Genomic DNA, 15,009 nt, shown 5'->3' with positions numbered 1-15,009 from the left:
TTGCTTTACCCGTAACACCTGCGGCGCCGAAGTCGAAGCTCGGCGCCGTAGTTTTAGTAGGAATCCCAGCTCACAAAGCCGGGATTTCACTCTGAAAATTTGATGACCAGCAGGAGCATCCGGGTTGTGCCCGGGAACTATCTGCGCGGTCCGTAGTGGCTTTACCTGAGTCGCTGCTTCAGAACTTGGGAAGTCATGCTGCGGTTTCCACGCTGGTGGTGTCTCCTTATCGAAGGTGACCAGACATGCAAGAAAGCGTAATGCAGCGCATGTGGGACAGTGCCCACCTATCCGGTGGTAACGCTGCCTATGTGGAAGAGCTTTATGAGCTCTACCTGCACGATCCCAACGCTGTGCCCGAAGAGTGGCGCACTTACTTCCAGAAGTTGCCCTCCGGTGGCAGCGCTTCAGCCGATGTATCGCATTCGACGATCCGCGACCACTTCGTCCTGCTGGCCAAGAACCAGCGCCGTGCTCAGCCTGTATCCGCAGGCGCTGTCAGCAGCGAGCATGAGAAGAAGCAGATTGAAGTCCTGCGCCTGATCCAGGCCTACCGAGTGCGCGGCCATCAGGCAGCACAGCTCGATCCGCTTGGCCTGCAGCAGCGCACCGCACCCGCCGATCTGGCGATCAACAACTACGGTCTGACCGACGCTGATCTCGACACCGTGTTCCGCACCGGTGACCTGGCCATGGTCAACGGCCAGGCCACTCTGCGCGAAATCGTCAACGCTCTGCAAGAAACCTATTGCCGCACCATCGGCGCGGAATACATGCACATCGTCGATTCCGAGCAGCGCAGCTGGTTCGTCCAGCGCTTGGAAAGCGTGCGTGGCCGTCCGGAGTTCTCGCCGGAGATCAAGAGCCATCTGCTCGAGCGTCTTACCGCTGCCGAAGGCCTGGAAAAGTACCTGGGTACCAAGTATCCGGGTACCAAGCGTTTCGGCCTGGAAGGTGGCGAGAGCCTGATTCCGCTGCTCGACGAGATCATCCAGCGCTCCGGCTCCTACGGCACCAAGGAAATCGTCATCGGCATGGCCCACCGCGGCCGTCTGAACGTGCTGGTCAACACCTTCGGCAAGAACCCGCGCGATCTGTTCGACGAGTTCGAAGGCAAGAAGGTCGAAGGCCTGAGCTCCGGTGACGTCAAGTATCACCAGGGTTTCTCTTCCAACGTGATGACCCCGGGCGGCGAGATCCACCTGGCCATGGCGTTCAACCCGTCGCACCTGGAGATCGTTTCTCCGGTGGTCGAGGGTTCCGTACGCGCCCGCCAGGATCGTCGCAACGACCCGGTTGGCGACAAGGTCCTGCCGGTCACCATCCACGGTGACGCAGCCGTCGCCGGTCAGGGTGTCGTGATGGAAACCTTCCAGATGTCGCAGACCCGTGCCTACCGCACTGGCGGCACCATCCGCATCGTGGTCAACAACCAGGTCGGCTTCACCACCAACAAGCAGGAAGATGCTCGCTCCACCGAGTATGCGACCGACGTGGCGAAGATGATCCAGGCGCCGATCTTCCACGTGAACGCTGACGATCCCGAGGCGGTGCTGTTCGTCACCCAGCTTGCCGTCGACTATCGGATGCAGTTCAAGCGCGACATCGTCATCGACCTGATCTGCTACCGCCGTCGCGGCCACAACGAAGCGGACGAGCCAAGCGGTACCCAGCCGCTGATGTATCAGAAGATCGCCAAACAGCGCACCACCCGTGAGCTGTACGCCGACTCGCTGATTCAGTCCAAGGTACTGGACGACGAGCGTGTTCAGGCGAAGATCGACGAGTATCGGACTGCGCTGGACAACGGTCTGCACGTGGTCAAGAGCCTGGTCAAGGAACCGAACAAGGAACTGTTCGTCGACTGGCGCCCCTATCTGGGTCATGCCTGGACCGCGCGTCACGACACTAGCTTCGATTTGAAGACCCTGCAGGACCTGTCCAACAAGCTGCTGCAGACGCCGGAAGGTTTCGTGGTGCAGCGCCAGGTTTCGAAGATCCTCGAGGACCGCCAGAAGATGGGCGCAGGCGCGCTTGCCATCAACTGGGGCTATGCCGAGACCATGGCCTACGCAACGCTGCTGTTCGAAGGCCACCCGGTGCGTATTTCCGGCCAGGACGTGGGTCGCGGTACCTTCTCGCATCGCCACGCAGCGCTGCACAACCAGAAGGATGGCAGCACCTACATCCCGCTGCAGCACCTGTACGAAGGCCAGCCGCGTTTCGATCTGTACGACTCCTTCCTTTCCGAGGAAGCGGTTCTCGCGTTCGAATACGGTTACGCCACTACCACGCCGAACGCGCTGGTGGTGTGGGAAGCGCAGTTCGGCGACTTCGCCAACGGCGCCCAGGTGGTCATCGACCAGTTCATCACCAGCGGTGAGCACAAGTGGGGCCGTCTGTGCGGTCTGACCATGCTGCTGCCGCATGGCTATGAAGGGCAGGGGCCTGAGCACTCGTCCGCGCGTCTGGAGCGTTACCTGCAGCTGTGCGCCGAGCACAACATCCAGGTCTGCGTACCGACCACGCCGGCGCAGGTCTACCACATGCTGCGTCGTCAGGCGATTCGCCCGCTGCGCAAGCCGCTGGTAGCACTGACGCCCAAGTCGCTGTTGCGCCACAAGCTGGCCACCTCGACCCTGGAAGAGCTGACTCAGGGCTCCTTCCAGACGGTGATTCCGGAGATCGATCCGATCGATCCGGCCAAGGTCGAGCGCGTCATCATGTGCAGCGGCAAGGTCTACTATGACCTGCTGGACAAGCGTCGTGCCGAAGGTCGTGACGATATCGCCATCGTCCGTATCGAGCAGCTTTATCCGTTCCCAGAGGAAGACCTCGCCGAGGCGCTCGCGCCGTATCAGAACGTCAAGCACATCATCTGGTGTCAGGAAGAACCGATGAACCAGGGCGCCTGGTACTGCAGCCAGCACCACATGCGCCGTGTTGCGACCGCACACAAGAAGGAACTGTTCCTTCAGTATGCGGGTCGTGATGCATCGGCGGCACCGGCGGTCGGTTACGCCTCGATGCATGCCGAGCAGCAGGAAAAACTGCTGCAGGACGCGTTCACCGTTTAATCCATTCGTGCGAGAGGCCGCGAACGTTCGCGGCCTCGATGTAGAAACCGAATCAATAGGACCCCTGAATAATGGCTATCGAGATCAAAGCCCCTACATTCCCGGAATCGGTCGCCGACGGCACCGTTGCCACCTGGCACAAGCAGCCGGGCGACGCGGTTAAGCGTGATGAACTGATCGTCGACATCGAAACCGACAAGGTGGTCATGGAAGTACTGGCCGAAGCTGACGGCGTGCTGACCGAGATCGTCAAGAACGAAGGCGACACCGTGCTGAGCGGCGAGCTGCTCGGCAAGCTGGAAGCAGGCGCTGCTGCCGCCGCTGCACCCGCTCAAGCTGCCGCCCCGGCCCCGGCCGCTGCTGCTCCGGCAGCCGCTGCCAGCGCGGGTGGCGAAGAGCCGATCCTGGCCCCGGCGGCCCGCAAGCTGGCCGAAGAGAACGGTATTGATCCGAACAGCATCCGCGGTACCGGCAAGGACGGTCGCGTGACCAAGGAAGACGTCGTCGCCGCCGTCGAAGCCAAGAAGTCCGCTCCGGCTGCCGCTGCCAAGCCGGCCGCTCCTGCCGCTGCGGCTCCGATCTTCGCCGAGGGTGATCGCGTCGAGAAGCGCGTGCCGATGACCCGCCTGCGTGCCAAGGTCGCCGAGCGTCTGGTCGAAGCCCAGTCCTCCATGGCTATGCTGACTACGTTCAACGAAGTCAACATGAAGCCGATCATGGAACTGCGCGCCAAGTACAAGGACCTCTTCGAGAAGACCCATAACGGCGTGCGCCTGGGCTTCATGTCCTTCTTCGTCAAGGCTGCGGTGGAAGCGCTCAAGCGCCAGCCGGGCGTCAATGCCTCCATCGACGGCAACGACATCGTCTACCACGGTTATCAGGACATCGGCGTCGCCGTTTCCAGCGACCGCGGTCTGGTGGTGCCGGTCCTGCGTAACGCCGAGCACATGAGCCTGGCGGAGATCGAAGGCGGCATCAACGAGTTCGGCAAGAAGGCCAAGGCCGGCAAGCTGACCATCGAGGAAATGACTGGCGGTACCTTCACCATCTCCAACGGTGGTGTGTTCGGTTCCCTGCTGTCGACCCCGATCGTCAACCCGCCGCAGACTGCCATCCTCGGCATGCACAAGATTCAGGAACGTCCGATGGCCGTCAACGGTCAGGTGGTCATCCTGCCGATGATGTACCTGGCGCTGTCCTATGACCATCGCTTGATCGACGGCAAGGAAGCTGTGACCTTCCTGGTTACCATGAAGGACCTGCTGGAAGACCCGGCCCGTCTGCTGCTGGATATCTGATAGAAACGCCCCGGGCTGCAGTTGGCAGGTCAGGTGAAAGCCGGTCTTGCTGCCTGCAGCCTTTGGCTTTTAGCTGCTTTTGAAGAGGATTCGTAATGAGCCAGAAATTCGACGTCGTCGTCATCGGTGCCGGCCCCGGCGGCTATGTTGCCGCTATTCGCGCAGCCCAGCTGGGTCTGAAGACCGCGTGTATCGAAAAGTACCAGGGCAAGGATGGCAAGACCGCTCTGGGCGGTACCTGCCTGAACGTAGGCTGCATTCCTTCCAAGGCTCTGCTGGACAGCTCCTACAAGTTCCATGAAGCCCACGAGAGCTTCAAGGTGCACGGCATCAGCACTGGCGAAGTGGCCATGGACGTTCCGACCATGGTCGCGCGCAAGGACCAGATCGTTAAGAACCTCACCGGTGGTGTATCGGCCCTGCTGAAAGCCAACGGCGTGACCGTCTTCGAAGGCCACGGCAAGCTGCTGGCCGGCAAGCAGGTCGAAGTTACCGGCCTGGACGGCAACGTACAGACTCTCGCTGCCGAGAACGTGATCCTGGCTTCGGGTTCCACCCCGGTGAACATCCCGCCGGCGCCGGTTGATCAGAAGGTCATCGTCGACTCCACCGGCGCGCTGGACTTCCAGAGCGTGCCGGGCAAGCTGGGCGTCATCGGCGCCGGTGTGATCGGTCTGGAGCTGGGTTCGGTCTGGGCCCGTCTGGGCGCTGAGGTCACCGTCATCGAGGCCATGGACAAGTTCCTGCCGGCCGCTGACGAGCAGATCTCCAAGGAAGCGTTCAAGGTCCTGTCCAAGCAGGGGCTGAAGATTCTGCTGGGCGCGCGCCTGACTGGCTCGGAAGTGAAGGGCGATCAGGTGACTGTCAACTTCACCAGTGCCGAAGGCGAGCAGCAGATGACCTTCGACAAGCTGATCGTTGCGGTCGGCCGTCGTCCGGTCACCACCGATCTTCTGGCGGCCGATGCCGGCGTCGATATGGACGAGCGTGGTTTCATCTTCGTCGACGATTATTGCGCCACCAGCGTTCCGGGCGTATACGCCATCGGTGACGTGGTTCGCGGCGCCATGCTGGCGCACAAAGCGTCGGAAGAGGGCGTGATGGTTGCCGAGCGCATCGCTGGCCACAAGACCCAGATGAACTATGACCTGATTCCGTCGGTCATCTACACTCACCCGGAAATCGCATGGGTCGGCAAGTCCGAGCAGGCGCTCAAGGCCGAAGGCGTTGAAGTCAACGTCGGCACCTTCCCGTTCGCGGCCAGTGGTCGTGCCATGGCTGCCAACGACACCGCCGGCCTGGTCAAGGTCATCGCCGATGCCAAGACCGACCGCGTGTTGGGCGTGCATGTAATGGGCCCAAGCGCCGCCGAGCTGGTTCAGCAGGGCGCCATCGGCATGGAGTTCGGCACCAGTGCCGAAGACCTGGGCATGATGGTGTTCTCGCATCCGACCATGTCCGAAGCGCTGCATGAAGCGGCCCTGGCAGTGAATGGCCACGCCATCCACATCGCCAATCGCAAGAAGCGCTAATCGGTTTAGTGCTGTACCCGGGGCCCGACGTATCCAGCGATACGCCGGGCCTTTTGCAAACTGCAGGTTCGAAAGGATTGCAGGTCGCTGAGAGGTATCGTGAATTCGCAGATAGTTTTCAGCGACTTGTGAGGGAGGCACGACGGTTCGTCGTGCCGTAAATGCGCCAATACCAAAACAGACGGTAGAAAGCATGAATCTTCACGAGTACCAAGGTAAACAACTGTTCGCTGAATACGGTCTGCCCGTGTCCAAAGGCTATGCGGTAGATAGCCCGAAGGAAGCAGCGGAAGCCTGCGACAAGATCGGCGGCACACAATGGGTGGTCAAGGCCCAGGTGCATGCCGGTGGACGTGGCAAGGCGGGTGGCGTAAAGCTGGTTCGCAGCAAGGATGAGGCCCGGGCGTTCGCCCAGCAGTGGCTCGACAAGCGTCTGGTGACCTACCAGACCGATGCCAATGGTCAGCCGGTCAGCAAGATTCTGGTCGAGGCGTGCACCGATATCGACAAGGAGCTCTACCTGGGCGCCGTGGTCGATCGCGCCAGTCGCCGGATCGTCTTCATGGCGTCGACCGAAGGTGGCGTGGACATCGAAAAAGTCGCTCACGACACGCCCGAGAAAATCCTCAAGGCCACCATCGATCCGCTGGTAGGCGCGCAGCCCTTCCAGGCGCGCGAACTGGCGTTCCAGTTGGGCCTCAAGGGTGACCAGGTCAAGCAGTTCGTACACATCTTCGTCGGCCTCGCCCAGCTGTTCCAGGACTATGATTTGGCCCTGCTGGAAGTGAACCCGCTGGTGATCAAGACCGACGGCAATCTGCACTGCCTGGACGCCAAGATCAACATCGATAGCAACGCCATCTATCGCCAGCCGAAGCTGCGCGACATGGCCGACCCGTCACAGGACGATCCGCGCGAGGCGCATGCTGCCAAGTGGGAGCTCAATTACGTGGCGCTCGACGGCAACATCGGTTGCATGGTCAACGGTGCCGGTCTGGCCATGGGCACCATGGACATCGTCAACCTGCACGGCGGCGCGCCGGCGAACTTCCTCGACGTGGGCGGTGGCGCCACCGAGGAGCGCGTGACCGAAGCGTTCAAGATCATTCTCTCCGACAGCAATGTCGCTGCGGTTCTGGTGAACATCTTCGGTGGCATCGTGCGTTGCGACATGATCGCCGAGGGCATCATCGGTGCCGTACGTGAAGTGGGGGTCAAGGTGCCGGTGGTGGTGCGGCTGGAAGGCAACAACGCCGACCTGGGCGCCAAGATGCTGAGTGAGAGCGGTCTGAACATCATCGGTGCGAACAGCCTGACCGATGCGGCCATTCAGGTTGTCAAAGCCGCGGAGGGCAAGTAATGAGCGTACTGATCAACAAGGACACCAAGGTCATCTGTCAGGGCTTCACTGGCTCGCAGGGCACCTTCCATTCCGAGCAGGCGATTGCCTACGGTACCAAGATGGTCGGTGGTGTCACGCCCGGCAAGGGCGGCACGATGCATCTCGGGCTGCCGGTATTCAACACCGTGCGCGAAGCGGTCGAGGCGACGGGCGCCGATGCATCGGTCATCTACGTACCGGCACCGTTCTGCAAGGACTCCATCCTCGAAGCGGCCTTTGGTGGCATCAAGCTGATCGTCTGCATCACCGAGGGCATTCCGACGCTGGACATGCTGGAAGTGAAGATCAAGTGCGACGAGCTCGGTGTGCGCCTGATCGGGCCGAACTGCCCCGGCGTGATCACGCCCGGTGAGTGCAAGATCGGCATCCAGCCGGGGCACATCCATATGCCCGGCAAGGTCGGTATCGTCTCGCGCTCCGGCACGCTGACCTACGAAGCCGTGAAGCAGACCACCGACGCCGGTTTCGGCCAGTCGACCTGCGTCGGCATTGGTGGCGATCCGATTCCGGGCTCGACCTTCATCGATATCCTCAAGCTGTTCCAGGACGATCCGCAGACCGAGGCTATCGTGATGATCGGCGAGATCGGCGGTTCGGCCGAGGAAGAAGCGGCGGCCTTCATCAAGGCCAACGTGACCAAGCCGGTAGTTTCCTATATCGCGGGCGTTACGGCTCCGGCCGGCAAGCGTATGGGCCATGCCGGTGCGATCATCTCCGGCGGCAAGGGCACGGCGGAGGAGAAGTTCGCCGCGCTGCAGGACGCAGGCGTGAAGACCGTGCGCTCGCTTGCCGATATCGGCAAGGCGCTGGCGGAAGTCACAGGCTGGCAAATGAAGGCCTGATGAAAAAAGGCCCGGCGAAAGCCGGGCCTTTTTCGTTGGGCTTACCCAGGCCGCTTGCGCGGCGCACCTTGGGCGCTCTCATGGGTCGGCTGCGACCTTCTGGCCGCCGGCTTCCGCAGCGAATACCGACGTTCTGATCGGCATTCGCGCTGCATCGTGGCATCATTGCCACTCATTCATACGTGTTTCGCTCCACAAGAGCGATGGCGTGCATCGAAGGTTCGGCCCAACCGGCTGAGTGACGTTTCCCCTTATCCCTGAAGGAAACCCGTATCCCATCATCAGGCCTGTGTGATCGCTGAACCGCCGCTTTGGCTGCGCGGGCGTCGCGTCATTTGTGCCGTTATCTCTCTGGTAGTTTTCCCTGCATGAATCGTTTGAAAGGTTTTGACCTGCTTGCCCTCGGCTTCATGACGTTTGCGCTGTTTCTCGGTGCGGGCAATATCATCTTCCCGCCCAGCGCCGGCATGGCGGCGGGCGAGTTCATCTGGCGCGCGGCGCTGGGCTTCCTCCTCACGGGCGTCGGGTTACCGCTGCTGACCGTGGTTGCGCTGGCGCGCGTTGGCGGCGGGATGGATCGACTCACCGCACCTCTGGGCAAATTCGCCGGTACGGTGCTGGCTGTCGCGGTGTACCTGGCGATCGGTCCGCTGTTCGCCACACCGCGCACCGCAGTCGTTTCGTTCGAGATGGGTATCGCGCCGTTCAGTGGCAACTCGGGCATGCCGCTGTTCATCTACACGCTGGTGTTCTTCGCGGCCATGCTGTTTCTGGTGCTGAATCCGGGGCAGTTGGTCAACCGCATCGGCAAGTTCATCACGCCGGTGCTGTTGGCGGCCTTGCTGGTGCTCGGTGGCGCTGCGATCTTCGCTCCGGCGGGCGAGGTGGGAGCGGTCAACGAAAGCTATCGTGGCGCGCCGTTGATCAAGGGCTTCCTCGAGGGATACCTGACCATGGATACGCTGGGTGCTCTGGTGTTCGGTATCGTGATCGCCACGGCCATTCGTGATCGCGGTGTAACCGAGCCTGCGCTGGTGACCCGTTACTCGATGATTGCCGGCGTGATCGCCGCCATCGGCCTGTCGCTGGTCTACCTGGCCCTGTTCTATCTCGGCGCCACCAGCCAGGGTATCGCCGGCGGAGCGGAGAACGGCGTGCAGATCCTGACCACCTATGTGCAGCACACCTTCGGGACGCCGGGCAGCCTGCTGCTGGCTGTGGTCATCACCCTCGCGTGCCTGACCACCGCGGTGGGGCTGACCACCGCCTGTGGCGAGTTCTTCAGCGCGCTGCTGCCGGTCTCCTATCGCAGTGTGGTGATCGTGTTCGCGCTGTTCAGCCTGCTGGTGGCGAACCAGGGGCTGACGCAACTGATCAGCGTGTCGGTGCCGGTGCTGGTCGGTCTGTACCCGCTGGCCATCGTGCTGGTAGCGCTGAGCCTGCTGGATCGCTTCTGGCTGTCGTCGTCGCGTGTCTTCGTGCCCGTGATGGCGGTGACGCTGGTTTTCGGCGTTGTCGATGGCCTCGCCGCGGCCGGTCTCGGCAGCTGGGTGCCGGCGCTGTTCACGCAGCTGCCGCTGGCGGATCAGAGCATGGGCTGGTTGGTTCCGGTACTGGTGATGTTGGTACTGGCGGTCGTCACCGATCGTCTGCTCGGCCGTGCCGAGCGGGTGCAGCACCGCGCGTAAGCTCAAGCAAGGCGCCGCATCGCTCGACGATGCGGCGCTGACCTCGGAAGCGGCTGGCTATAATCTGACGACCTTTCCGAGGACCCGCCATGACGTTATCCGATACACACGTGCCGCATCTGATCGCCGTCCTGTGGTTCATCCTCTGCTGGGTCGGCTATACACGCTATGCGGATTGGCGGGGGCGCGATACCGCCTGCCTGGCGAGTGTCATGCATCTTTATCGGCAAGACTGGATGCAGCGCCTGCTGTTGCGGGAGAACCGCATCGCCGATGCCAATGTCATTGGTAACCTGGAACGCAACGCCTCGTTTTTCGCCTCCAGCACGCTGATCATCCTCGCGGGCATCCTGACTGCGCTGGGCGCGTCCGACCGCGCGGTTTCGCTGCTGGCCGATCTGCCGTTCGCGCAACCTGTCAGCCGCGGGCTTTCGGAGATCAAGCTGCTGTGCCTCGCGGTGGTTTTCGTCTATGCGTTCTTCACCTTCAGCTGGTGCATGCGCCAGTACAACTTCGCCGCCGTGCTGGTGGCCTCCGCTCCGATGGTGGGGGAGCGCAACGTCAGCGATCAGGAGCGCAGAGCTTTCGCCGATCGGGCTGCACGGGTCATCTCCATGGCGGCCAACCAGTTCAACTTCGGCTTGCGCGCCTACTATTTCGGCATGGCGACGCTGGCCTGGTTTATCCATCCGTGGTTCTTCATGCTTGTCACCGCTGGCGTGGTGCTCATCCTCTATCGCCGGGAGTTCCATTCCGACGTGCTTGAGGTGATGGTATTCACGCCAACTTCGCCGACCGAATCGCCCAAGGAATAGGGCGCGCTGCTGGCGAGACGGTATCATGCGCGGCCCGACCCACATCCGAGAGTTCGAATGAGCGATAGCCAGATACTCGAGCGCACGCAGCGCTTTCTGTCTTTTCTGCGGCACTGTCAGGTGCTCGGGCTGAGCGTTGAGCATGCCGATCGCCGGGGGCTGACCTTGCGCCTGCCGTACAGCGAAAAGATAGTCGGCAACCCCGAGACCGGCGGCGTCCACGGCGGCGCCATCACCACGCTGATGGACACCACCTGCGGAATCTCCACGGCCTGTGCATTGCCAGAGCTGGAGGTGTGTCCGACGCTCGATCTGCGCATCGACTACATGCATCCCGCCGAGCCCGGTCACGACATCTTCGGCTTTGCCGAGTGCTACCGCGTCACACCAACGGTAATCTTCACCCGTGGCGTGGCCTATCAGCGAGATATCAACGAGCCGATCGCGCATGCCGTGGGCACCTTCATGCGCATGGGCAAGGCGGCTCAGGGCCCGTTCGGCAAAGGCGGTGCAGCATGAGCGAGCTCAATCTCAACGCGCTGGTGCAGAGCGCTCATGCCAACAACGATTACGATTCGCTGATCAAGCTGGTTCCCTATGCCCGGCTGATCGGGATCGAATGCCTGCGGCTTGGCGACGAGATGGTGTTCCGTCTGCCGCAGAACGAAGACAACATCGGCAACCCGCTGCCGGCCATCCATGGCGGCGTCATCGCGGGCTTTATGGAGCATGCGGCAATGCTGCATCTGCTGATGTTCATGGGCGCGCCACATTTGCCCAAAATCATCGACTTCTCGATAGATTATCTGCGTGCCGGTCACTATCGTGACACCTTCGCTGCCTGCCAGGTCTGGCGCCAGGGCCGCAGGGTCGCCAATGTCGCGATCACCGCCTGGCAGACCCATCAGGCCGAACCCATCGCCACCGCCCGCTGCCACTTCAAGATCGACGAGCCCTGACGCATCGACGGGTAGCGGCGCTGCGGTGTGCGCTGTTACCCCTGCGATTGCGTGAAGGAACTCGAATGGAAGCACTGTTGATACTCGGCGGCCTGTTACTGATGCTCGCCGGTTTCGTCTGGCTGATCAGCCAGGCATTCACGACCAGCCTGCTGTGGGGGCTGGGCAGCTTGCTGCCGCCGATGACGCTGGCTTTCGCGTTCAGCCATTGGCGTGTGGCACGCAAGGCCGTGGTGCTTTCCTGTCTCGGAATCATTCCCCTCGTGGTCGGGCTGTCTTTGCTGGCCAGCCGCGATTCCGAGCGGCTGACTGCCATATTCAGCCTGGGCTGGCTGCCCGCCCAGTCGCAGCCCGAGCTGGAGATGGGCATGCGGGGGCAGTTGAACGGCCGCCGGTTCGTGCCGCAGCAAGGGGAGCTGATCAATGGCGTGCTGAGCTTGCGCGCAGGGCAAGGATTTTTTGCTCGCCAGGAAGTCACCATCCGTCTGCACCAGCCCGTAGACGGGGCGGTGCGTGTAGATGTCCTGCCGGATGACAGCGGCGACCTGCCGGAAGTGGAGATCGCCTGGTTGGGGCAGGATGAGGAGTTGCCCGAGACGCGACGTCTTGATCGCGGCTACACCCTGCATCTTGACCTGCAGCCGGTAGCGCCGAATCGGCTGAAAGGCGATTTCCATCTGGTCTTGCCGCCGCAGTACGACACCAGTCTCACTGGCGTTGTCGAGCTGTATACAGACCGTCTGCGTTATCGCGACGGTCAGGTCGATCGCCGTCACGACTCGCGCGACACCATCGCTTACGTCGTCGAAGACTATCTGCAGCGCCGTCACGCAAGCCGCGATGTCGTGCTGCAGGCCTTGCCTTCGCTGACATTGCCCGCCGATGAGTTGCAGCTGGAGGCGCAGGCGCAGGTGAAGGGGGAGCCGCAGGCGTTTACGCTGCGTCTGGGCAAGAACGAGCAGGGCTGGCATGTGAAGGGGGATGACTATCCGCCTCTGGCGGCGGAGAAGGCAGCCTCCGTGCCGGCAAGCAAGACGGTGGAACCCGTCGGCGCTGTGCCCGCCGCACCGCGCAAGGTCGATGGGCGCCTGTACTTTTCCATGGAGCAGGTGCTGCGCAATCCGGGGCGCTACCAGCACCGGCTGATGCGTGCCCATACCGAGCGTGGCGGCATTGCCGAAGGGCGCTTCGCCGGGCTGGACGGCGATGGCAATCTCGTCATCCGACGGATCATTCGCGGGCCTGGCGAGGCGACCTACAATCTGGCGCCCGGCGAGATCGTCCTGCTGGAGCTGATCGAGCCCTGATGCGGGTCGGCCGGCGCCCTGTCGCGTCGGCCGCCCTTGAAATTCGTCGTCCCGTCCCCATCTGCCAGACATCGCCGCAGCCGCGGTCCGTGCCCTATAGATGACGTGGAGTTCGTAGACGATGAGTGTGGAAACTCAAAAAGAAACCCTGGGCTTCCAGACCGAAGTGAAGCAGCTGCTTCACCTGATGATCCATTCGCTGTATTCGAACAAGGAAATCTTCCTTCGCGAACTGATTTCCAACGCTTCCGACGCCGCCGACAAGCTGCGCTTCGAGGCGCTGGCCAAGCCGGAGCTGCTCGAAGGTGGCGCCGATCTGAAGATTCGCCTGTCCTTCGACAAGGACGCCAAGACTGTAACCCTCGAAGACAACGGCATCGGCATGAGCCGCGAGGACGTGATCGCCCACCTCGGCACCATCGCCAAATCCGGCACCGCGGATTTCCTGAAGAACCTTTCAGGCGACCAGAAAAAGGATTCGCACCTGATCGGCCAGTTCGGCGTGGGCTTCTATTCGGCGTTTATCGTCGCCGACAAGGTCGACGTCTACAGCCGCCGCGCCGGTACCCCGGCCAGCGAAGGCGTGCACTGGTCGTCGAAGGGCGAGGGCGAATTCGAAGTCGCGACCATCGAAAAGGCCGAGCGCGGTACCCGCATCGTCCTGCATCTGAAGAAGGACGAGGAAGAATTCGCCGATGGCTGGCGTCTGCGCAATATCGTCAAGAAGTACTCCGACCACATTGCCCTGCCCATCGAGTTGCCGAAGGAGCACTACGGTGAAGAGAAGGACAAGCCTGCCGAGGTCGAGTGGGAAACCGTCAACCGTGCCAGCGCCCTCTGGACCCGTCCGCGCAGCGAAGTGAAGGACGAGGAATATCAGGAGTTCTACAAGCACGTCGCTCACGACTTCGACAACCCGCTGTCCTGGAGCCACAACAAGGTCGAGGGCAAGCTGGAGTACACCTCGCTGCTCTACGTGCCGGGTCGCGCGCCGTTCGATCTGTACCATCGCGAAGCGCCCAAGGGCCTCAAGCTCTACGTTCAGCGCGTGTTCATCATGGATCAGGCCGACGAGTTCCTGCCGCTGTACCTGCGTTTCATCAAGGGTGTGGTGGACTCCAATGACCTGTCGCTCAACGTTTCGCGCGAGATCCTGCAAAAGGATCCGGTAATCGACTCGATGAAGTCGGCGCTGACCAAGCGCGTGCTGGACATGCTGGAAAAGCTGGCCAAGGACAAGCCGGAGGACTACAAGAAGTTCTGGTCGCAGTTCGGGCAGGTGCTCAAGGAAGGCCCTGCAGAAGACTTCGCCAACAAGGAGAAGATCGCCGGTCTGTTGCGTTTCGCCTCTACCAGCGACACATCGGGCGAGCAGTCCGTGTCGTTGGCCGACTACCTTGGCCGCATGAAGGAAGGTCAGGACAAGATCTACTACCTGACCGGCGAGAGCTATGCACAGGTCAAGAACAGCCCGCACCTGGAGGTCTTCCGCAAGAAGGGCATCGAAGTGCTGCTGCTCACCGACCGCATCGATGAGTGGCTGATGAGCTATCTCACCGAGTTCGATGGCAAGCAGTTCGTTGACGTGGCGCGCGGCGATCTGGATCTGGGCAAGCTGGATTCGGAGGAGGACAAGAAGGCCCAGGAAGAGATCGCCAAGGCCAAGGAAGGGCTGATCGAGCGTCTTAAGGGGGCGTTGGGCGAAGAGGTGGCCGAGGTGCGGGTATCCCACCGCCTCACCGACTCGCCGGCCATTCTTGCCATTGGCGAGCAGGATCTCGGGCTGCAGATGCGCCAGATTCTGGAGGCGAGCGGGCAGAAGGTGCCGGAGTCCAAGCCGATCTTCGAGATCAATCCGCAGCACCCGCTGATCGAGAAGCTTGACGCCGAGCCGGACGAGGATCGCTTTGCCGATCTTTCACACATCCTGTTCGACCAGGCCGCGCTGGCTGCCGGTGACAGTCTCAAGGACCCGGCGGCTTACGTGCAGCGCTTGAACAAGCTGCTGGTCGAGCTCTCGGCCTGATCGGCAGACGCAGTAAACAAAACGGCCCGTCACTGACGGGCCGTTTGCGTTTACGAACCCTTC

11 protein-coding genes are annotated in these 15,009 nt (G+C 61.9%); all 11 read left to right on the top strand.

The genetic code is table 11. The features are described 5' to 3' along the window. Positions 1 to 245: 245 nt before the first annotated feature. The 11 genes from VF716_RS06185 to htpG all read left to right on the top strand — a co-directional run bounded on the left by VF716_RS06185 (position 246) and on the right by htpG (position 14,946). The gene (locus VF716_RS06185) at positions 246 to 3,077 is read left to right on the top strand and encodes a 2-oxoglutarate dehydrogenase E1 component (protein WP_019407614.1); all 2,832 of its coding nucleotides are present in this window, start codon (positions 246 to 248) and stop codon (positions 3,075 to 3,077) included. A 71-nt stretch (positions 3,078 to 3,148) separates the two neighbouring features. Further along, entirely contained in the window at positions 3,149 to 4,375 is a 1,227-nt protein-coding gene (odhB, locus tag VF716_RS06180; RefSeq protein ID WP_003285440.1) for a 2-oxoglutarate dehydrogenase complex dihydrolipoyllysine-residue succinyltransferase, read from the top strand. Between the two features lie 95 nt (positions 4,376 to 4,470). Beyond that, positions 4,471 to 5,907 carry a dihydrolipoyl dehydrogenase gene (gene lpdA / locus VF716_RS06175; RefSeq protein WP_011913021.1) on the top strand — a complete coding sequence of 479 codons (1,437 nt, stop codon included), beginning with the start codon at positions 4,471 to 4,473 and terminating at the stop codon, positions 5,905 to 5,907. A 193-nt stretch (positions 5,908 to 6,100) separates the two neighbouring features. Beyond that, positions 6,101 to 7,267: an ADP-forming succinate--CoA ligase subunit beta gene (sucC, locus tag VF716_RS06170; protein ID WP_011913022.1), complete on the top strand. Its 1,167-nt coding sequence runs from the start codon at positions 6,101 to 6,103 to the stop codon at positions 7,265 to 7,267. Then, positions 7,267 to 8,151: a succinate--CoA ligase subunit alpha gene (gene sucD / locus VF716_RS06165; protein ID WP_011913023.1), complete on the top strand. Its 885-nt coding sequence runs from the start codon at positions 7,267 to 7,269 to the stop codon at positions 8,149 to 8,151. Before sucC ends, sucD begins: the two co-directional genes overlap by 1 nt. 368 nt (positions 8,152 to 8,519) lie before the next feature. Continuing rightward, positions 8,520 to 9,839, top strand: coding sequence for a branched-chain amino acid transport system II carrier protein (gene brnQ / locus VF716_RS06160; RefSeq protein WP_014596526.1), 1,320 nt, complete (start codon positions 8,520 to 8,522; stop codon positions 9,837 to 9,839). An 89-nt stretch (positions 9,840 to 9,928) separates the two neighbouring features. Beyond that, positions 9,929 to 10,654, top strand: coding sequence for a DUF599 domain-containing protein (locus VF716_RS06155; RefSeq protein WP_013982601.1), 726 nt, complete (start codon positions 9,929 to 9,931; stop codon positions 10,652 to 10,654). A gap of 57 nt (positions 10,655 to 10,711) precedes the next feature. Further along, positions 10,712 to 11,173, top strand: coding sequence for a PaaI family thioesterase (locus tag VF716_RS06150; RefSeq protein WP_011913026.1), 462 nt, complete (start codon positions 10,712 to 10,714; stop codon positions 11,171 to 11,173). Then, complete coding sequence (locus VF716_RS06145) at positions 11,170 to 11,613, top strand: PaaI family thioesterase (protein ID WP_011913027.1); 444 nt, start codon at positions 11,170 to 11,172, stop codon at positions 11,611 to 11,613. The genes VF716_RS06150 and VF716_RS06145 overlap by 4 nt, the downstream gene beginning before the upstream one ends. Positions 11,614 to 11,678: 65 nt before the next feature. Further along, positions 11,679 to 12,920, top strand: a complete 1,242-nt coding sequence (locus tag VF716_RS06140) for an MFS transporter (RefSeq protein ID WP_125866130.1) — start codon at positions 11,679 to 11,681, stop codon at positions 12,918 to 12,920. Between the two features lie 121 nt (positions 12,921 to 13,041). Further along, a complete protein-coding gene (gene htpG, locus VF716_RS06135) occupies positions 13,042 to 14,946 on the top strand; it encodes a molecular chaperone HtpG (protein ID WP_011913029.1) in 1,905 nt (634 codons plus the stop codon). The last annotated feature ends 63 nt before the right edge of the window (positions 14,947 to 15,009 follow it).

The sequence above is a fragment of the Stutzerimonas sp. Brlt_14 genome, assembly GCF_051948915.1.
Lineage (GTDB): Bacteria > Pseudomonadota > Gammaproteobacteria > Pseudomonadales > Pseudomonadaceae > Stutzerimonas > Stutzerimonas stutzeri.
This window is presented reverse-complemented; position numbering and strand designations above follow the sequence as displayed.

What these genes read in the sequence shown, in the direction of transcription:
- VF716_RS06185 (WP_019407614.1), top strand. Translation starts at nt 246, where the DNA reads ATGCAAGAAAGCGTAATGCAGCGCATGTGGGACAGTGCCCACCTATCC.
- odhB (WP_003285440.1), top strand. Translation starts at nt 3,149, where the DNA reads ATGGCTATCGAGATCAAAGCCCCTACATTCCCGGAATCGGTCGCCGAC.
- lpdA (WP_011913021.1), top strand. Translation starts at nt 4,471, where the DNA reads ATGAGCCAGAAATTCGACGTCGTCGTCATCGGTGCCGGCCCCGGCGGC.
- sucC (WP_011913022.1), top strand. Translation starts at nt 6,101, where the DNA reads ATGAATCTTCACGAGTACCAAGGTAAACAACTGTTCGCTGAATACGGT.
- sucD (WP_011913023.1), top strand. Translation starts at nt 7,267, where the DNA reads ATGAGCGTACTGATCAACAAGGACACCAAGGTCATCTGTCAGGGCTTC.
- brnQ (WP_014596526.1), top strand. Translation starts at nt 8,520, where the DNA reads ATGAATCGTTTGAAAGGTTTTGACCTGCTTGCCCTCGGCTTCATGACG.
- VF716_RS06155 (WP_013982601.1), top strand. Translation starts at nt 9,929, where the DNA reads ATGACGTTATCCGATACACACGTGCCGCATCTGATCGCCGTCCTGTGG.
- VF716_RS06150 (WP_011913026.1), top strand. Translation starts at nt 10,712, where the DNA reads ATGAGCGATAGCCAGATACTCGAGCGCACGCAGCGCTTTCTGTCTTTT.
- VF716_RS06145 (WP_011913027.1), top strand. Translation starts at nt 11,170, where the DNA reads ATGAGCGAGCTCAATCTCAACGCGCTGGTGCAGAGCGCTCATGCCAAC.
- VF716_RS06140 (WP_125866130.1), top strand. Translation starts at nt 11,679, where the DNA reads ATGGAAGCACTGTTGATACTCGGCGGCCTGTTACTGATGCTCGCCGGT.
- htpG (WP_011913029.1), top strand. Translation starts at nt 13,042, where the DNA reads ATGAGTGTGGAAACTCAAAAAGAAACCCTGGGCTTCCAGACCGAAGTG.